Annotated in this window: 18 protein-coding genes; 9 read left to right on the top strand and 9 right to left on the bottom strand. The window is 65.9% G+C overall.

Annotated features, from left to right (window positions below):
- Together BACI348_RS00515 and BACI348_RS00510 are read left to right on the top strand one after the other, a co-directional pair.
- A complete protein-coding gene (locus tag BACI348_RS00515) occupies positions 1 to 744 on the top strand; it encodes an IclR family transcriptional regulator (protein ID WP_159823469.1) in 744 nt (247 codons plus the stop codon).
- A gap of 113 nt (positions 745 to 857) precedes the next feature.
- Positions 858 to 2,045 carry a 4-hydroxybenzoate 3-monooxygenase gene (locus BACI348_RS00510; protein WP_159823468.1) on the top strand — a complete coding sequence of 396 codons (1,188 nt, stop codon included), beginning with the start codon at positions 858 to 860 and terminating at the stop codon, positions 2,043 to 2,045.
- A gap of 117 nt (positions 2,046 to 2,162) precedes the next feature.
- Here the strand turns inward: BACI348_RS00510 and BACI348_RS00505 are convergent, their stop codons facing one another.
- Complete coding sequence (locus BACI348_RS00505) at positions 2,163 to 2,702, bottom strand: TetR/AcrR family transcriptional regulator (protein ID WP_159823467.1); 540 nt, start codon at positions 2,700 to 2,702, stop codon at positions 2,163 to 2,165.
- 54 nt (positions 2,703 to 2,756) lie between these two features.
- Between BACI348_RS00505 and BACI348_RS00500 the strand changes: the two genes are divergently transcribed.
- A complete protein-coding gene (locus BACI348_RS00500; protein ID WP_159823466.1) occupies positions 2,757 to 3,803 on the top strand; it encodes an FAD-dependent monooxygenase in 1,047 nt (348 codons plus the stop codon).
- Between the two features lie 9 nt (positions 3,804 to 3,812).
- On the opposite strand, the gene BACI348_RS00495 is transcribed toward BACI348_RS00500, so the two are convergent.
- The 5 genes from BACI348_RS00495 to BACI348_RS00475 all read right to left on the bottom strand — a co-directional run bounded on the left by BACI348_RS00495 (position 3,813) and on the right by BACI348_RS00475 (position 9,013).
- Positions 3,813 to 5,630 (bottom strand): ABC transporter permease, encoded by a 1,818-nt coding sequence (locus BACI348_RS00495; RefSeq protein WP_159823465.1) that lies wholly within the window; start codon positions 5,628 to 5,630, stop codon positions 3,813 to 3,815.
- Positions 5,627 to 6,688 carry an ABC transporter ATP-binding protein gene (locus BACI348_RS00490; protein ID WP_159823464.1) on the bottom strand — a complete coding sequence of 354 codons (1,062 nt, stop codon included), beginning with the start codon at positions 6,686 to 6,688 and terminating at the stop codon, positions 5,627 to 5,629. The genes BACI348_RS00495 and BACI348_RS00490 overlap by 4 nt, the downstream gene beginning before the upstream one ends.
- A 45-nt stretch (positions 6,689 to 6,733) precedes the next feature.
- Entirely contained in the window at positions 6,734 to 7,810 is a 1,077-nt protein-coding gene (locus tag BACI348_RS00485; protein WP_159823463.1) for an extracellular solute-binding protein, read from the bottom strand.
- A gap of 205 nt (positions 7,811 to 8,015) precedes the next feature.
- The gene (locus tag BACI348_RS00480) at positions 8,016 to 8,450 is read right to left on the bottom strand and encodes an acyl-CoA thioesterase (RefSeq protein WP_159823462.1); all 435 of its coding nucleotides are present in this window, start codon (positions 8,448 to 8,450) and stop codon (positions 8,016 to 8,018) included.
- A gap of 59 nt (positions 8,451 to 8,509) precedes the next feature.
- Positions 8,510 to 9,013 carry a GNAT family N-acetyltransferase gene (locus BACI348_RS00475; RefSeq protein ID WP_159823461.1) on the bottom strand — a complete coding sequence of 168 codons (504 nt, stop codon included), beginning with the start codon at positions 9,011 to 9,013 and terminating at the stop codon, positions 8,510 to 8,512.
- A gap of 142 nt (positions 9,014 to 9,155) precedes the next feature.
- On the opposite strand from BACI348_RS00475, the gene BACI348_RS00470 reads away from it, so the two are divergent.
- The 3 genes from BACI348_RS00470 to BACI348_RS00460 all read left to right on the top strand — a co-directional run bounded on the left by BACI348_RS00470 (position 9,156) and on the right by BACI348_RS00460 (position 10,956).
- Complete coding sequence (locus BACI348_RS00470) at positions 9,156 to 9,671, top strand: MarR family winged helix-turn-helix transcriptional regulator (protein ID WP_159823460.1); 516 nt, start codon at positions 9,156 to 9,158, stop codon at positions 9,669 to 9,671.
- A gap of 128 nt (positions 9,672 to 9,799) precedes the next feature.
- The gene (locus tag BACI348_RS00465) at positions 9,800 to 10,036 is read left to right on the top strand and encodes a hypothetical protein (protein WP_159823459.1); all 237 of its coding nucleotides are present in this window, start codon (positions 9,800 to 9,802) and stop codon (positions 10,034 to 10,036) included.
- Positions 10,033 to 10,956, top strand: a complete 924-nt coding sequence (locus BACI348_RS00460; protein ID WP_159823458.1) for a serine/threonine-protein kinase — start codon at positions 10,033 to 10,035, stop codon at positions 10,954 to 10,956. Before BACI348_RS00465 ends, BACI348_RS00460 begins: the two co-directional genes overlap by 4 nt.
- Here BACI348_RS00460 and BACI348_RS00455 read toward each other — a convergent pair.
- Positions 10,953 to 11,627, bottom strand: a complete 675-nt coding sequence (locus BACI348_RS00455) for a histidine phosphatase family protein (RefSeq protein ID WP_159823457.1) — start codon at positions 11,625 to 11,627, stop codon at positions 10,953 to 10,955. The genes BACI348_RS00460 and BACI348_RS00455 overlap by 4 nt on opposite strands.
- A 125-nt stretch (positions 11,628 to 11,752) precedes the next feature.
- The gene (gene purB, locus BACI348_RS00450) at positions 11,753 to 13,195 is read right to left on the bottom strand and encodes an adenylosuccinate lyase (protein WP_159823456.1); all 1,443 of its coding nucleotides are present in this window, start codon (positions 13,193 to 13,195) and stop codon (positions 11,753 to 11,755) included.
- 179 nt (positions 13,196 to 13,374) lie between these two features.
- Here purB and BACI348_RS00445 point away from each other — a divergent pair, with 179 nt between their 5' ends.
- Both BACI348_RS00445 and BACI348_RS00440 read left to right on the top strand, forming a co-directional pair.
- Positions 13,375 to 13,677, top strand: coding sequence for a hypothetical protein (locus BACI348_RS00445; protein WP_159823455.1), 303 nt, complete (start codon positions 13,375 to 13,377; stop codon positions 13,675 to 13,677).
- Positions 13,677 to 15,041, top strand: a complete 1,365-nt coding sequence (locus tag BACI348_RS00440; RefSeq protein ID WP_159823454.1) for an alpha/beta hydrolase — start codon at positions 13,677 to 13,679, stop codon at positions 15,039 to 15,041. The genes BACI348_RS00445 and BACI348_RS00440 overlap by 1 nt, the downstream gene beginning before the upstream one ends.
- 61 nt (positions 15,042 to 15,102) lie before the next feature.
- On the opposite strand, the gene BACI348_RS00435 is transcribed toward BACI348_RS00440, so the two are convergent.
- Positions 15,103 to 15,525: a phage holin family protein gene (locus BACI348_RS00435; RefSeq protein ID WP_159823453.1), complete on the bottom strand. Its 423-nt coding sequence runs from the start codon at positions 15,523 to 15,525 to the stop codon at positions 15,103 to 15,105.
- Positions 15,526 to 15,696: 171 nt separating this feature from the next.
- Between BACI348_RS00435 and BACI348_RS00430 the strand changes: the two genes are divergently transcribed.
- On the top strand, positions 15,697 to 16,815 hold the full coding sequence (locus tag BACI348_RS00430) for a histidinol-phosphate transaminase (RefSeq protein WP_159823452.1): 1,119 nt from the start codon (positions 15,697 to 15,699) through the stop codon (positions 16,813 to 16,815).
- Positions 16,816 to 16,913 lie beyond the last annotated feature (98 nt).

The raw sequence follows: 16,913 nt of genomic DNA, 5'->3' as shown, positions 1-16,913 counted from the left end.
GTGGCCAATTCCCCTTCCGGCGATTCCGTAGTGGACCGCATCGTCCGGCTGATCGCCGCCTTTCCGCAGGACGTGGGTGCCCTGCAGCTCTCCGAACTCGCCGAACGCGCCGGGCTGCCGCTGACCACCACCCACCGCCTGGTCCGCCAGCTCGCAGGCCATGGACTGCTGGACACCGGCCCCGGCGGCACGGTCCGGCCGGGCCTGCGTCTGTGGGAGCTCGTCAACCGCACGTCCCCGGCACTGGCCTTGCGTCAGGCCGCGATGCCGTTTATGGAGGACATCCAGCACGTCCTCAACCAGAACGTGAACCTGGCCGTGCTGGACGGCTGGGAGGCACTCTTTGTGGAGCGGCTGTCCCGGCGCGGTTCCGTGGCCAACCGCGCCCAGGTGGCCGGCAGGATGCCCATCCACATTTCGTCCGCCGGGTTGGCGCTGATGGCCCACCAGGACAGGGCGCTCCAGCGTGAGTACCTGGACCAGTTCTCCGATCCGGACGGGAAACTCACCCCGGACGGTGTCCGGAGCATGCTGGCCGAAACGGCGCACCAGGGCTTCGCCCAGCTGAAGGGTGTGGTTGATCCGGACACCTGGGGGATCGCTGTCCCGGTGCTTAACAAGAGGCAGCGCGCGGTGGCGTCGCTCGGCGTCGTGGTTCCCTTGCGGGAGATGCGCCTGCAGGCGCTGGTTCCGGCGCTCCAGACGGCCGCACGGGGCATCGCCCGCCGCCTCGCAGACTCCTGAACCATTCAACGGAATCGTTGTGTCGGGAATCACCAGCGGAAGCGCACACTGGGTGGCAGACCTACCCGACGGCGCCGCCCCTGCGGAGCCCCGCAACGAAGCGAGACGCGCTCATGGCACGCAAGATCATTACCACCCAGGTGGCCATCATGGGAGCGGGGCCCGCCGGGCTAATGCTCTCCCACCTGCTGGCGAAAGCCGGCATCGAGTCCACGGTCATCGAAGTCCGGAGCCACGAGGACATCGCCCACACCGTCCGCGCCGGCATCCTGGAACACGGCACGGTGAACCTGCTGGTGGACAGCGGCGTGTCGGACCGGGTGCTGCGTCAGGGCGACCGGCACGACGGCATCGAGCTGCGGTTCAACGGCGAAAGCCACCGCGTGGACTTCAAGGAGCTGGTGGGGGAGTCCGTGTGGCTGTACCCGCAGACGGATGTGTTCCTGGACCTCGCCGCGCGCAGGAAGGATGACGGCGGCGACGTCCGCTACAGGGTTACCGACACGTCCGTTCACGACCTCGAGGGCAAGCCGAAGGTCTGGTTCACCGACGCCGACGGCGTGGAGTTCGAGATCCAAGCCGACTTCCTGGTGGGCGCGGACGGCTCCCGCAGCCACTGCCGGTTCCAGATTCCTGAAGCGCACCGCAAGTGGTACTTCCACGAGTACCCGTTCGCGTGGTTCGGCATCCTGGCCGAGGCGCCGCGCAGTTCGGACGAGCTCATCTATGCCAACTCGGACAACGGGTTCGCGCTGATCAGCCAGCGGACCGAAACGGTCCAGCGGATGTACTTCCAGTGTGACCCCAAGGAGAACGTGGCCGAATGGGATGACGACAGGATCTGGGCCGAGTTCCGCTGCCGGGTCAACGGCAACGGCTTCGAGCTCAAGGAGGGCCCTGTTATCGAGAAGATGGTCCTGCCCTTCCGCAGCTTCGTCCACACCCCCATGCGGTACGGCAACCTGTTCCTGGCCGGCGACGCCGCGCACACCGTGCCGCCCACCGGCGCCAAGGGCCTGAACCTCGCCATCAACGACGTCAAGGTCCTCTTCGAAGGGCTGGACAGCCACTACAACTCCGGCTCCGACCGGCTGCTCGAGTCCTACAGTGAACGCGCCCTGCAGCGGGTATGGAAGGCCCAGCAGTTCTCCTACTGGATGACCACCATGCTGCACACCCCGGCCGGCGCCGATGACTTCTCCCGCGCCCGCCAGTTGGGCGAGCTGAACTCGGTGGTCTCCTCACGGCACGGCATGGCCTACCTCGCCGAGGCCTACACCGGCTGGCCCGGCCAGGCCTGACCCCCACCCCCACGCGGAGTTTTTGTCCACATATGCAGGCCTAAGGGGCGTTTTGCCCTGCATATCTGGACAAAAAACTCGGGGGACCGGACGACGGCGGGAGGCCGGGGCGCAGGCTCAGGGTGCCAGCAGCCGCCGGACTGCTGCGGCAATGGCTGCGGCGTCGGGCTGCTCGTCGCGCCTGACCGTGAGCAGGTGGAGCAGCACACCGTCGCCGTAGTCGGCCACGTCCCGTGCACGGCCGGCAGGATCAGCTGCCCCCAGCGCGGTGAGGGCCTGCTCCAGCCCGCCCACCAGCCGGAAGTGCCCGGCCGTGACGGATTCGGGCTTGTCCAGCGACAAGGCCAGCCGGGCACGGGTGAGGCCTGCGTGCTTCCCGGCCAGCGCCAGAATTAGGCTGGCCAGTTGGTGTCCCAGCTCCTCAACGTTTTGCGGCGGGCCGGCCGGTCCCTGGTCCTGCAGGAGTGCGGCGTCCAGCTCCAGGAGGCGGTCCAGCACCGCGTCCACGAGGGCCGTGCGGTTCCGGTAATAGTTGGACGTGGTGCCTTCGGGCAGGCGTGCGGCGGCATCCACCGCCCGGTGGGTGAGGCCCTTCATGCCCTTGTCCGCCAGAAGGGCCAGGGCAGCATCCAGCAGGCGGGTCCGGCGGTCAGGCATGGGCCCAGTGTAATTGCCACTTCCGGGGCACTACAAAAGTAGTAAAATTGCTCCATGGATGCGATTTCGATCGTTGGCGGCGGCATTGCCGGGTTGGCGCTCGCCGCCAGCCTTGACCCAAGCCGGTTCCAAGTGACAGTTTTCGAGAAGCGGCCGGAGCTGCCCGCTGTGGGCAACGCGCTGGGGATGTGGCCGAACGCCCAGCGGGCGCTGGCGCGGCTGGGGGTGCTGGAAGAGGCCCGGGCCGTCAGCCCTATGATTGGCAGCGGATCGGTCCGCAACGCCGCCGGCGAGCCCTGGATTACCGTCGACGGCGGCGAGATGTTCGGCATCTCGCGCGTTGACCTGCTGCGGCTGCTTGATTCGGCCGTGCCCGGGACGGTCCGGCGGGTTACGAGCCAGGTCCAGGCGCTGCCGGCCGGCGGCGGCCTGGTGGTTGGGGCGGACGGCGTGCACAGCCTGGTCCGCCGCGAGGCCTGGGGTTCCGGGACGGAAGCCCGCCTCACGCCCTACCTGGCCCTGCGCGGTACTCTCCCGTCCCTCGTCAGCCCCGACGCCGTGGGCGAGTACTGGGGCCGCGGCGACCTGTTTGGGATGGCCGCCTCGAACAGCGGCATGTTCTGGTACGCCAGCTACCGGTCCGGGCTTGGGCCCTATGACATCGACGTGGCCTCCGCCCTGAAACAGGCCCGGGAACGCTACGCCGGGCACGCGCCGGCCATCCGGCAGGTGCTGGCCGCCGCAACACCCGGCGCCTGCCTGGTGCAGCGGATCTGGACAACCCCTTATCTCAGTTCCTTCGTGCGCGGCAGGACTGTACTCATCGGCGACGCCGCACACGCCATGCTCCCCACCCTCGGCCGTGGCGCCTGCGAGTCGTTGGTGGACGCGCTGACACTCGCTGACCTCCTGAACACCCTGCCCGAAGACCAGGCCCTGCGTGCCTACGACCGGCAGCGGAGGCTGAGGACACGCACCTTGAGCCTGGCATCCTCAGCGCTGGGGCGGGTGGCGCTCGCGGAAGGTGCCCAGCCCTTCCGTGACCGCCTGCTCAACCTGGCCCGACGGCGGAACGCACCCGCCGCCGTCGGGCGCGGTTAAGCCGCCGGGTCACCGCGCGGGTGCTGCCGGAAGCTTGCTGTCCTCACCCGAAACGGCCGTGACGGCGGGCGGAGGCGCGGCCGATGACACCGGTGGAAGCGCCCGCCCGCGCTTCGGGGATGTTCCGCGACGGCCGGCGCGCCCATATACGAGGTACATGGTCACACCCGTGATCACCATCAGCAGCACGGTGTACACGAAAGTGTTGGCCACGCCTTCCACCCCCTCCGCGCCGTCGGTGTTGGCTTTGATGACCAGGCCCAGGGGCTGGACCAGCGGGTGGGCCAGGAAGATGGCGGTGTCGTAGTCGTCCAGGAGGCTGTTGAAGTTCAGGGCGGTGATGGCCGCAGCCGCGGGCAGCACCAACGGCAGGAGGATCCGGCGGAACATGTAGAGGGTCTTGGCGCCCATGATGGCTGCCGCCTCCTCCAGCGAGGAATTCACCGAAGCGAAGGAGGCCTTGAGCATCCGGAGCGTGAAGGGGATCTTCACCGTGACGAAAGCGATCAGCAGTATCACCGTGGTTCCCGTCAGGACGGCACCGCCCACCAGCGGATTCGGGTGGTCATAGCTGACGATCAGGCCCAGCGCGAGCAGTGCCGATGGCAGGATCCACGGAATGTGAAGCAGGTACTCGAAGGCAGTCGCCACCCAGTTCCTGTACTTCTGCAGCAGCCGGGCCACAAACAGCAGTCCGCCCACGGCAATCAGGGCCGCCAGGGCGCTGTACACCACACTGACAATGAACGGCCGCAGCCCGGACTGCTGGGTCAGGACCCGTGAGTAATTGTCCAGCGTGAGGCTGCCCAGTGAGAGCTGGCCGGTCTGGATGGCTGCGCCGTCCGCAAACGAGTACAGGACGATCAGCACCACCGGGAGCGTATATATCGCAAAGAGTATATAAGCCGCGGCGTGGACCACCACGTTGGCCACCGGGTTGGTGATGTCCTGCTTCTGCAGGGCGGAGGACACCTTGGAGACCGAGAAGTAGGTGCCGCCCCTTTCGAGCCTGGACATCACGGCCAGCATCAGGATGGTGGCAAGGCCCAGGATGACCGCCAGCAGCGCGGCGAGGTCGCGGGACGTAGGGCTGTTGGTGAAGGTAAGGATCATCGGCGTGATCGTCTGGAAGTCCCGGCCGCCCAGCACCTGCGGGGCGCTCAGGGCACCGAGGCCGGTCAGGAAGGACAGGATGGTGACGGCGAACAGCGTGGGCTTGAGCATGGGCAGCACAATCCGGCGGAGGATGGTCCAGGGGGAGGCGCCGAGGTTCTTCGCCGCCTCGATGGTCTGGTAGTCGATGCCCTTCAAGGCGTTGGCCACAAACAGCATGTGGTTGGTGGTGGTGGCGAAAGTCATCACCACCAGCACCGCGAAGAAGCCCGAGAACCATCCCGGATCCATGCCCGGGAACATCTTCACCAGCAACGACGTGACAATGCCTTTGTCCCCATAGATGAATTTGTACCCCGCCGCCAGGACGATGCCGCCGTAGATGAACGTGGAGGCGTACCCCAGGAACAGGATCCTCGATCCCCTGATCCGGAAGTAGTGCGTCACCAGGACAATGAAGATTCCCACCAGGTTCACGGTGACGGAGAGCGCCACGGCGAGCAGGAAACTGTTCCCGAGGGCTTTTATGGCGCGCTGGGAGGAGAACAGCTTCTCGGCGGCCCGGCCGGAGAAGCTGCCGTCCGGGAAAAACGTTGCCAGCAGGATGTTGAGGTTGGGCCAGACCAGGAACGCGGCGATGAACCAGGTGAGGACAGCCCCCACCACCAGGACAAACGGCGAGCGGGCCATGCTCCGGACCGACGTGCCGCTCATGGCAGCCGGACCGCCTGGTCTTCCCGCTGCAGGGCCGCCCCGGTCTCCGGGTGGTACTGCAGGACATGCGCGGGCTGGAAATACACGGTGACTGTACTTCCCGGCTCCGGCTGCGGGCTGCCGTCCTCCCGGAGCAGCAGACGGATATCGGCGCCGTGGCTGTGCACCACGTACCGGCTGTGCAGGCCGTGATAGGTGCGGGAGGTCACCGTGCCGGGAAGCCCGACGACGGTTCCCCCGTCCGCATTCAGGGACGCCTTCTCCACGCGCAGGTAGGAGTTGGCGTCCGTGAGGAGGTCCGCTCCCGAGAGCCGGTTCACCTCCGCGACGAAGTCCGGCGTGAGCGCCGAGCTGTCCCCGATGAAGTTGCAGACGAACTCGGTGGCGGAGTGGTCGTAGATCTCCTGCGGAGTTCCCACCTGCTCCACCACGCCCTTGTTGAACACAGCCACCCTGTCGCTCATGGCCAGTGCCTCGTCCTGGTCGTGGGTGACGTAGACGGTGGTGATGCCGAACTCGCTTTGCAGGTCCTTTAGCTGCTGCCGCAGTTGATGCCGCAGCTTCGCGTCCAGGTTGGACAACGGTTCATCCAGCAGCAGGATTTTGGGCCGCAGCACCAGCGCCCGCGCCACAGCCACCCGTTGCTGCTGGCCGCCGGACAGCTCGGCAACATTCTTGGCCAGTTGCTCATCACTGAGGTCCACGCGCCGGGCGATGTCCCGGACCAGGTGGTCGCTGTCCGCCGGTTTCTCCTTCCGCACCCGCAGCCCGAAGGCAATGTTTTCCCACACGCTCATGCTGGGGAAGAGTGCATAGTTCTGGAACACCATGCCCACCTGCCGCTTGTCGCTGGGAAGCCGGGTGACATCCTTGCCGTCCACCCGGACTGTGCCCTTGGCGGGCTGGATGAACCCCGCCAGGGTCCGCAACGCCGTGGTCTTTCCGCACCCGGAAGGCCCCAGCAGGGTGAAGAACTCGCCGGGCCGTACGTGCAGGTCCAGGTTGGGGATGGCGGTGAAATCACCAAAGGAAACTTCGATGTTGTCCAAGCGGATCATTGCTAAACCTGTCTGGTGGAACGGGCTGGTGGGCGGTGGCCGGGCTCAGGTCATGTATTCGAGTTCAATCTTCTCCACCCAGGCGCCCATGTTTTCCTGCACGAATTCCCAGTCAATGTCCTGCTGCTTAAGGTCCGCGAAGAAGTCCACCACGTCCGGGTTAGCTTTCGCCTGGGCCTTTTTGTTGACCGGCATGGAGTTGAACTTCTGCGCAAACTCGCCCTGGACGTCGGCGCTGCCGAACCAGTCGATGAACTTCTGTGCCTGTTCCTTCTTTTTGGTGCCCTTCACCAGGGCTATCTGCTCCACGGCAAGCGGGACGCCGACCGACGGAATGACGGTCTCCACGTTCACGTTGAAGGACTTTTCGCGGTCGGCAATGATTGATGACGGCATCTGTCCCATGTCCACTTCGCCGGAGGCGATGCGGGCGAAGAGGTCCGTCTTGGCGACGGCGGGGCTGCCGTTCCGGAAGTACTGCTCCACCTGCTTCCAGCCTTCGTCGGAAATGCCGAGGTCGCCGGAATCGTCACGGTACCGGCTGAGGATGCCGGCGAAAACCAACTGGGCTGTGGCCGTGCCCAATCCGGTGACCCGCTCGTAGCGGGCTTTGAACTCGTCCTTCGTCCAGAGATCGGTCCAGTCCCTGGGGCCGGCGTCCTTGGAGATTTTTTCCGAGTTGTAGCCCAGCAGGATGGCCTGCTTGACCAGCGGCCAGTACGTTTCGCCGTCCGCGAGTTCCTTGTCCACGTCCCCTGCCCAGGCGGGTTCGTAGGGTTCAAGGGCGCCGGCGGCCTTGATCTGCGAGAAGTACATGTTGTTCAGCCCGAAAGCGACGTCGGCAATCGGGTTGTTCTTCTCTGCGATCAGTTTGTTGGTGGCGTCCGCGCCGCCGGCACCCACGATCTCGATCTTGAAGCCGGCCTCCGCGGCCTTGGCAGTCAGCCAGTCACCCCGGCCTTCGCCGTTGGAGTTGGTGTAGACCACCAGGGTTTCGCCGGAGCCGCCTGCGGGAGCCGATGAAGCCCCGTCCGAGGAGGCAGGCGAAGCCGAGCCACCGCCGCATCCGGCGAGAAGGGTGACGGCGACGGCGGCGGCAGCCAAAGTTTGCAATTTACGCACGATCAGGACTCATTTCTGGACTGGAATCGGAGCATGTCTGGCCAGCCTATAGCCGGGCATGCGGAAAGTCCGGCGGTATTGCTATCGATTCGATAAACAGCCGGGCTGTCCACTCTGGTTCAGTGCTGGAAACGGTCGGCGCCCCGCGCGTGAACGCGAGGTTAACTCCGCAACCCAGCCTCCCGCCGTCGTGATTCCGCTGGCGTCAGTCCTCCGGAAGCGTCTCCGTCAGGTGGTGCGTGGGGATCCTGTCCCGCTCGTAGGTGATCTCGGTGTAGCCGTGCGGCTCCGGCTTGCCGGAGCCGTTGAGGTTCACGAACACGATCTCCTCGATGGTCAGGATGCTCTGGCGCGTGATCATGTTCCGGACCTCGGCACGCATGGTCAGCGACGTCCGGCCGAACCGGGTGGCCGTCAGCCCCATCTCGATCAGGTCGCCCTGGACGGCGGAGCTGACGAAGTTGATTTCGGAAATGTACTTCGTCACTGCGCGGCCGTTGCCGAGCTGGAGGATGGCGTAAATGGCCGCTTCCTCGTCAATCCACTTCAGCAGGCTGCCGCCGAAGAGCGTACCGTTCGCGTTGAGGTCCTCCGGCCGGACCCACTTTCGGGTCCGGAAGGTGATGTCTGCTGATTCCATAGGCCGAGATTAGCCGAGCGGCGCCGGCGGCACCGAGTGTGACACCGACGCCCCGGCTGCTACGCCATTGCTGTGCGCGCTGCGCTGCGGGCGTGGATGCTTTTCGCGTAGCAGTAGGAGTGCGCCACCCCCGCGTAGGGGCCAAAGTTGGGAACGGGCTCAAAGCCTGAGTTCTCGTAAAAGTTCCGACCGTCGGGCTGCGCGGAACCGGCCTCCGCCTTGATCCGGGTGATTCCCTGCTTGAAGGCTTCGGCCTCCAGTGCGGCGAGGATGGAGCTGGCCACGCCTGATCCGCGGGTGTAGGGCAGGACGTACAGCCGCTTGATTTCCGCTGTGGTGGCATCCAGGAGCCGCAGTCCGCCGCAGCCCACGGGCTGGCCTGAGCCTTTGTCGTAGGCCACCAGGAACACGGCACAGTCAGCGCCGGACGGCGGCGGGCCGGGTTCATGGTCAGGGGTACCAAAGCGGGCGTCGAGTTCGGCCTGCTGGGCGCGGCGCAGGTCGGCACCAACGGGGTTGGACCAGGAGACCTGCCGGATGTGCAGCCGCGGGTTGGTCTGCATGTCTGCCTCGATTCGCCGAAGGGATATGCCACTCAACGCTACGAGACGGCGGTTACGCCGGTGTTTCTTCTGCGTAAGCGGCCGGATAACCGGCAGCGAATTCGCTTGGCTGTCTAGTTATCAGCTGGTCTAGTATGTTTCTATGCGTTCCACCGGTAATAACGGCTCAGGGTATTGGTATGGGCCGGACGGCCAATTGGACCCCAGTGCCGCCGTGCTCAAGTCCCTCCGCGACTACCGCGCGGCCGAGACCGCTGTACGGCGTTCCGCCCGCGACTCAATGGGCATGGGCGAAACGGACATCCTTGCCCTCCGTTACCTGCTGCGGGCGCAGGCCGCCGGAAGGGCAGTGGCGCCCAAGGATCTCAGCCAATTCCTGGCCATCACCAGCGCTTCCACCACCTCCCTGATCGACAGGCTGGTAGCCAGCGGGCATGTCAGGCGCGAAGCGCATCCCACGGACCGCCGCTCCGTGGTGGTGGTTCCCACAGTGGAGTCGGACAACGAGGTCAGGGTCACTCTTGGCGCAATGCATCGCAGGATGATGGCGGTGGCTGAGGGCTTGAGCGCCGAGGAAGCACGGGTGGTTGTTGAATTCCTGCAGCGTATGACCGGGGCGCTGGAGCATCTGGATGAGGGCCAGGAAGAGAATAGCTAGCCGGACTAGCTAGAGGGGCTAGCAATATGTATGCTTACGATAATTCCTGAACCCTTTCAGCTGGAGTCGTGAGTGCATTGGTTACTTTTACTGAGCTTGGTTCCCCTGAACTATTCGCTGGCTCCTCATTGCCGGACCCCTTGCCGCTGACCTGCGGCGTGGAGACGGCGCCGGTCCATTGCGGAACCGGCATGGAGCTGGTGGCACCCGCCGTGCGGCGGGACCTTGCCGGCTACACTTTTGAACCTGATGACGCCGGGCCCGTCCAGCTGCCGCCCGTATGGCGCTGCGGCTGCGGCTTTCAGCTCGACGCCGGGATAGGCGCCGTCCATACCGGCTCCCACGCCTCCGCGCTCCCGGCATGAGCATCCCCGCCGCAGTGGCCGTCGCGGGCCCTGCCCTTACCGGCGGGACGGCCCTTGCAGGTCGCTACGAGCTTAAGGAACGGCTAGGGCGCGGTTCCTTGGCCGAGGTCTTTCGCGCAGCCGATCGTGAGGGCGGGCCGGATGTAGCCGTCAAGGTGGCTGTGGGTGGCTCCAGGAAACACTTCGAGAGGATCGGCAATGAAGCGGCTGTCTTGGCGCAGCTTCACCATCCATCGATCATCAGGTTCATCACCCAGTCCGTGATGCCGGCGGGAAAACCGCTCGCGGGGCGTCCCTTCCTGGTGGAGGAACTGGCCCTCGGAACGAGCCTTTCCGAAAAGGTCTGCACCGGCCGGCCCCGCCCGGGTGATGTTGCCGGCTGGGCGCGCGGACTCTTTGATGCCCTCGCCCACCTGCACGAACAGGGGCTTGTCCACCGGGACATCAAACCCGCCAACCTGATGCTGAGCGGCCTGCGCAGGAGCCCGGTGCGCATCATCGACTTCGGCATCGCAGCAGCGGCCGGCTCGCCCCCGGAACCGGGTATTTCCTCCGGCACCGTGCACTACATGAGTCCCGAGCAGGCCGCGGGAGGACCGGCCCGCCCGTCCTGGGACGTCTATGCCATGGGTTTGGTACTGCTGGAGTTGCTCACGGGATCCAAGGCATTTCCCGGCACCGCCATCGAATCGCTGGTGGCCAGGACCCTCCGAAGCCCCGATGTTCCTGACGCGCTCGGGCCGGAATGGTGCCGCCTGCTCCGGGCGCTGACCGCCATGGACAGTGGAGAGCGGCCCACCGCGGCCGAGGCCGCCGCCGTGGCCGCCAGGCTTCAACCGGTCGAATCTGCAGGTGGGGCCAACAGCCCGTGCAGGAAGACGGCAGTCTTCCCGTCCCGCCGGCTCCGGCAGTTTGTTTAGGGCTCCAGGACATTCTTTCCGGTGGGGTCCGCTGCGGTGGGATCTGCAAGTGCCAGCCCGCCTACCGGACTCCCGTCCCAATGGAGGAGCTTCCAGCCGTTGTCCGGATCGCCCTCCAGGGCAACGATTCCGGTGTTGGCCAGCACGTGCTTGGCCGCGAACTCGTGGTCTGCGCCCTCCGCCCGGCGTCCGGCCCAGGTGCGGATGGCTGCACCGTGGCTGACCACAGCCACAGTTGCCTCGTGGCCTGTTGCCCGCGCCAGGGCTGTGGTGATCGCTGCGTCAAAACGGGCGAAGAAGCCGTGGCCGTCAGGGCCCGCAGGCATCCGCCGATCGAGGTCCCCGGCGGCCCAGGAAATCACCGTCCCCATGTACCGCTTGTGCGACTCGTGGTCCGTCAGCTTTTCCAGCGACCCTGCCTCGATCTCGTGCAGGCCGTCCAGCACCTCGACGTCCAGGCCGTGCAGCCGGCCCAGAGGCGCTGCGGTAATCTGCGTCCTGATAAGCGTGGACGCGTACAGGGCATCGATCCGTTCATTCGCCAGCGAGCGGGCCAAGGCCTCCGCCTGCCGTTCGCCCAGTTCTGTCAGGCCGGGACCGGGGTGGGCCGTGTCGAGCTGGCCCAGGACATTTCCGGGGGTCTGGCCGTGGCGGATGAGGAGCAGCTTCATGCCTCCAGTTTCGCATCTGGAAGCGGGCCGCCCAGCGAGCCACAGGGAAGGCTCCACAACGGAAGGCGCCGGGCTCCTCGAAGCCCGGCGCCGCCGTCGTACTTTTGCTGCCGTGCGCGCAGGCGCTACTTCAGGTGGTCCACCAGCTGGTCCGCGATGCCGGTGTACTTGCCGGGCGTGAGCCCGAGGAGGCGCGCCTCGGCCTCGGGCGAAAGGCCCAGGCCCTGCACGAATTCCTGCATCCGGGCGGCGTCCACGCGCTGTCCGCGGGTGAGGTCCTTGAGCCGCTCGTAGGGGTTTTCCATGCCTTCGACGCCGGCAATCGCCTCGGCGCGCATGACCATCTGGATGGCTTCACCCAGCACTTCCCAGTTGGTGTCGAGATCCGCGGCGAGGACATCCTCGGCGACGTCGAGGCGCTCCAGGCCCTTGGCGACGTTGGAGATGGCCAGCAGGGAGTGGCCAAATGCCACGCCGATGTTGCGCTGGGAGGAGGAGTCGGTGAGGTCGCGCTGCCAGCGGGACGTCACCAGCGTGGAACCCAGGACATCCAGCAGGCCGGAGGAGATCTCCAGGTTTGCTTCGGCGTTTTCGAAGCGGATGGGGTTGACCTTGTGCGGCATGGTGGACGAGCCCGTGGCGCCGGCCACCGGGATCTGTGCGAAGTAGCCGATGGAGATGTAGCTCCAAATGTCGGTGCAGACGTTGTGGAGGATGCGGTTGAAACGTGCCACGTCGGCGTAGAGCTCGGCCTGCCAGTCGTGGCTTTCGATCTGAGTGGTCAGCGGGTTCCAGGTCAATCCGAGGGCTTCGACGAAGGACTTGGACACCTGCTGCCAGTCGGCGCCGGGAACGGAGGCAACGTGGGCGGCGTAGGTTCCGGTGGCACCGTTGATCTTGCCCAGGTATTCGGTCTTGGCGATCCTGTCCAGCTGGCGGGTGAGGCGGTGAGCGATCACTGCCAGTTCCTTGCCGAGCGTAGTGGGGGTGGCGGGCTGGCCGTGGGTGCGGGACAGCATGGGAACGGCGCGGTTGTCCTGCGCCATCTTGCTGATCTGGGCCACGAGTGCGCGTGCTGCGGGCAGCCACACGTCCTCCACAGCGCCCTTGACGCCCAGTGCGTAGGAAAGGTTGTTGATGTCCTCTGACGTGCAGCCAAAGTGCACCATGGCGGTCAGGTTCTCGATGCCGATGGCGGGAAGGCGGCGGCCGATGTAGTATTCCACGGCCTTCACATCGTGGACGGTGACAGCCTCGATTTCGGCCAGTTCGGCCACGGAGGCGGCGTCGAATTCGGTGACGATCGCGCGGAGCTGTTCCTGCTGCTCTGCGGTGAGGGGCCCCGCCCCGGGAAGAACGTTGTTGCCGGTCAGGTGGATGAGCCACTCAACTTCCACTGCCACGCGGTCGCGGTTGAGCGCTGCCTCGGACAGGTAGTCAACGAGGGGCGCGACGGCGGACTGGTAGCGGCCGTCCAGCGGGCCGAGCGCGATTTTTTCCGGGGACGCGGCGAGGGCCAGGCGTCCTGAGGGCGTACGGGTATCAGCTGTGGCGGCAGTTTCAGGCATGTGCTGATTCTTTCATGAACTGCCGCGGCGGCTTTAGCCCTTCCGCGCAGGTTACTTGACCGGGAAGGAGATTTTGTCCACATAGCCGACGGCGATGGTTGGGTCCGCCGCGTGTCCTCCGTAGCGTTCATCCCGGGGAGAGCAGCGGAGCCGGGTTGCGGGGAGAGGGAGTTCGGGTGATGGGCAGCCAACTGGCAGGGACAGACCTGCAACGGGAGATGCTGCGCGTCGCGCAGGTGCAGCAGTTGGCGCAACGGGTGGCGGTCTGCGTTGGCCGCGGTGAGGAGGTTCTGGACGGTTTCCGGGACATCCAGCTGCTGCAGTGGGAGTCGCCGGCCGGGCGTGCCTACAGGGATGCGGTTTTGCTTCAGTCGGCAGCACTGCGCCGAGCACTGGAGGCGTTGATCGAGGCAAAAGCTGCGGTGGAGCGGCACAGCCAGGAGACCCTGACGGCCGGCTGCACGTATCCGGGCGCGGGCTGATGGCCGAGGCAACGCCCTCCGGCAGCGGCTCCATCCGCTTGTCCGGCCCTCCACAGGACGGAACCCTGACGGTCCGTGGAGGCGTAGGCGGCATCAGTTTCCAGCTCGAGGAGCTCGCAGGGGGCGCCGAAAAGCTCGATGACCTGGCGGGCAGGCTCTCCGGACTGGAGGTCGAGCTCCGCCGGATCTGGGAAGACCTGGTTCCCTTCCAGGAACTGCCGCGGTGGTCGGGCAGCCTGGCCACGAACGCGGTGGGGGAGGCGGAGCGGAACGTTCAGGCCGTGCGGGCCGAGCTGCAGCGCATCTGCAGCCACGTCCGTGCCTGCAGGCAGGAATACGAGGCGGCGGAGGCGCTCGCTTGGTCGGCCAGGTCTCTCGGCCTGGTGACTCCCGGCGATATCTTCGGCTCCCTGGCGAATTTCGCGGCAACTCACGCAGCTGACGACAAAACGGCAGAAGCCGTCGTGGGGATCCTGGGACTCGAGGCAGCGGACGTAAAACGGCAGGCAGACAAGGATTCCGGAATCTGGGAAGTCCTGGAGCGGGACGGCACTGTTGGCCGCCCCCTGGCCGTGCACCGGGAAGAGTCAGTCCAGGTGGACCTCGACACTTCGCCCGTGGGCTTACTGGAACGGATTCGGCAAATAGACGCCCGCGGTGCCGGGTTTATAGAGGTCATCGAGGTGACCAACGGCGGGGAAAGGTCTTACGTCCTGGTAGTTCCCGGCACCCAGCCTGCCTGGTCCGGCGCCGGCGGGGATAACCCGTTCGATGAAGTGGGCATCCTGGAGGCGATGGCATACAGCTCTGACGACATGACTGTTGCGGCGCTCGAGGCACTTCAGGCGGCCGGTGCGGAGCAAGGATCGCCGGTAGTGGCTGTGGGCTACAGCCAGGGAGGGATCCACGCCATGAACCTGGCTGCCGATCCCCGCGTCCTCCGCGAATACGACGTTCAGTACGTCCTGACGGCAGGCTCTCCTGTCGCCGGGATCGTCCCCCCGGCAGGGGTGCAGTCCTTGCATCTTGAGCACCGCGCAGACTGGGTGCCCGGAGGGGACGGGGCGCCAAACCCGGAAACCAGGGACCGTGTGACGGTTTCCCTGACCCAGACTCCGAGGGCCTCGGGAGGGGAAGGCGGCCTGGGGCCGGGGCATACCCTTACCACCTACCAGGACGGAGCCCGGCTGGTGTCGGCCAGCAACGATCCCTCGCTGGTGGCGTCAACGGCGGCACTGGGCGCTGCGCTGGGGGCGGGTGGAACGGCCACGGCAACCCGGTTTTCGCTGTCCCGCACGAAAACCGCTCCCAATCTCCATGCGGCGGACAACCGCAGGAACGAGCGCGGGTACGGCGGGCGGTAGCGGGACCGGGAGCAGGCGCAGTTCAGCACGGCTGCGGGTGCATTGCAGGCGCCGTGTTCAGCTACCGTCGAGCTCCGGTGATCCTCCCGGCAACGAGTGAGACCACAGTGATGATGATCGCGGCGAGGACAGCTGTCCAGAAGAACGAGTCGATGGTGAAGTGCACCGGCGTGTAGCTGCTGATCCACGATGTCAGGTACAGCATCGCCGCGTTGATGACGATGGTGAACAGCCCGAGCGTCAGGATGGTGAGCGGCAGCGCCAGGAGGCTCACCAAAGGACGCACCAAGGCATTCACCAGGCCGAAGATCACGCCGATGAACAGATAGGCCAGAACAATCCCGATGGTGTCCGTCCCCTGTGTCACGCCGGTCTTGGCCACTGCATCGGTGGCAGCGGAGCTGGAGATCTCCAGTCCCGGCAGTATCCAACCCGCCACCCAAAGGGCGAGACCATTGATCAGTACCCGGGCAATCAGTCGCATACGCCCATGGTTTCACACCACACTGGACGTGAGGTCAAAGAAAGCGGACGGCGCTTGGGCAGCCAGACCTCCGGCGAGCTCGGCAGGCGGAGATTCCCCGGCCCGTTCACGCTCCCAACCCGCGGCCAGTCCGGCCTTCCGTCCCGCGGACGGAGAAGTAGGCTGGTCTCCATGACGTCTTCAAACACCCTTGCCGGGGGCACCCAGCCGCGTCCTGTGGTGGCAAGGCTGCCACGCTACGCCGCGGGGAAGCCTCCCGCGGCAGTCGAGGGGCTGACCAGCTACAAGCTGTCCTCGAATGAAAATCCGCTGCCTCCGATTCCGGCGGTGGTCGAGGCCATCGCCCGGCAAACGGACTTCAACCGCTACCCCGACCCCTTGAGCACCCTGCTGCGCACCGAGCTGGCCGGGTTCCTCAATGTTCCCGCCGAGGATATCGTCACGGGCGCCGGCAGCCTGGGCGCCCTGAACCAGTTGCTGGCCGCCTTTGCCGGACGGAACGAAGACGGCAAACCGGACGAAGTTGTCTACGCCTGGCGCTCCTTCGAGGCGTACCCCATCAGTGTTGGCCTCTCCGGCGCGGAAGGTGTTCCGGTACCGCTCACCGCCGCGGGACGCCACGACCTGAAGGCGATGGCGGCGGCCGTCAGCGCCCGGACCAAGGTGATCCTCCTCTGCACCCCCAATAATCCCACCGGCCCTGCCCTGGGCGCGGTGGAAACAGAAGAATTCGTCCGCTCAGTCCCGTCCGACGTCGTGGTGGTCATCGACGAGGCCTACCAGGAGTTCGTGCGGGCGGAGGACGCGGTGGACGGAATCAGCCTTTACCGCAAGTACCCCAACGTGGTGGTGCTCCGCACCTTCTCCAAGGCACACGGGCTGGCCGGCCTGCGCGTGGGCTACAGCATCTCCAATCCGGCGCTGACGCAACACCTGCGGGTCGCCGCCACACCATTCGCCGTGTCGCAGATTGCACAAACGGCGGCCATTGTTTCCCTCCAAAATTACTCCCAGGTTGTAGAAAGGGTACAAAGGTTGGTGAACGAGCGGGACCGCGTCACGGCGGGGCTCCGAAACCTGGGCTGGGCAGTTCCCGATGCCCAGGGAAACTTCGTCTGGCTTGACCTTGGTGCTGACAGCGCCGAGTTCGCCGAGTTGGCGGGCGCGCAGGCGTTGTCGGTGCGGGCATTCGCCAACGAAGGCGTGCGGGTGAGCATCGGCGAGGAAGAGGCCAACACGCGGTTCCTTGCGTTGTGTGCGAACTATACAAAGGCCCCGCGCGGTTCCTAGCACTTAACAAGTAGCTTCGCGCTTACTTACTGAAGATAAAGTTAGGATCAGTAAGCCACCATATATGCCACGGCGGTAATCTATTCCCCTCAGGGCAT

Source organism: Arthrobacter sp. 9AX (genome assembly GCF_902506095.1).
Classification (GTDB): Bacteria; Actinomycetota; Actinomycetes; order Actinomycetales; family Micrococcaceae; genus Arthrobacter.
This window is presented reverse-complemented; position numbering and strand designations above follow the sequence as displayed.

Bases quoted from the DNA above. Each gene is read 5' to 3' on its own strand.
- BACI348_RS00510 (WP_159823468.1), top strand. From the start codon at position 858: ATGGCACGCAAGATCATTACCACCCAGGTGGCCATCATGGGAGCGGGG.
- BACI348_RS00505 (WP_159823467.1), bottom strand. From the start codon at position 2,702: ATGCCTGACCGCCGGACCCGCCTGCTGGATGCTGCCCTGGCCCTTCTG.
- BACI348_RS00500 (WP_159823466.1), top strand. From the start codon at position 2,757: ATGGATGCGATTTCGATCGTTGGCGGCGGCATTGCCGGGTTGGCGCTC.
- BACI348_RS00495 (WP_159823465.1), bottom strand. From the start codon at position 5,630: ATGAGCGGCACGTCGGTCCGGAGCATGGCCCGCTCGCCGTTTGTCCTG.
- BACI348_RS00490 (WP_159823464.1), bottom strand. From the start codon at position 6,688: ATGATCCGCTTGGACAACATCGAAGTTTCCTTTGGTGATTTCACCGCC.
- BACI348_RS00480 (WP_159823462.1), bottom strand. From the start codon at position 8,450: ATGGAATCAGCAGACATCACCTTCCGGACCCGAAAGTGGGTCCGGCCG.
- BACI348_RS00475 (WP_159823461.1), bottom strand. From the start codon at position 9,013: ATGCAGACCAACCCGCGGCTGCACATCCGGCAGGTCTCCTGGTCCAAC.
- BACI348_RS00470 (WP_159823460.1), top strand. From the start codon at position 9,156: ATGCGTTCCACCGGTAATAACGGCTCAGGGTATTGGTATGGGCCGGAC.
- BACI348_RS00460 (WP_159823458.1), top strand. From the start codon at position 10,033: ATGAGCATCCCCGCCGCAGTGGCCGTCGCGGGCCCTGCCCTTACCGGC.
- BACI348_RS00455 (WP_159823457.1), bottom strand. From the start codon at position 11,627: ATGAAGCTGCTCCTCATCCGCCACGGCCAGACCCCCGGAAATGTCCTG.
- purB (WP_159823456.1), bottom strand. From the start codon at position 13,195: ATGCCTGAAACTGCCGCCACAGCTGATACCCGTACGCCCTCAGGACGC.
- BACI348_RS00445 (WP_159823455.1), top strand. From the start codon at position 13,375: ATGGGCAGCCAACTGGCAGGGACAGACCTGCAACGGGAGATGCTGCGC.
- BACI348_RS00440 (WP_159823454.1), top strand. From the start codon at position 13,677: ATGGCCGAGGCAACGCCCTCCGGCAGCGGCTCCATCCGCTTGTCCGGC.
- BACI348_RS00435 (WP_159823453.1), bottom strand. From the start codon at position 15,525: ATGCGACTGATTGCCCGGGTACTGATCAATGGTCTCGCCCTTTGGGTG.
- BACI348_RS00430 (WP_159823452.1), top strand. From the start codon at position 15,697: ATGACGTCTTCAAACACCCTTGCCGGGGGCACCCAGCCGCGTCCTGTG.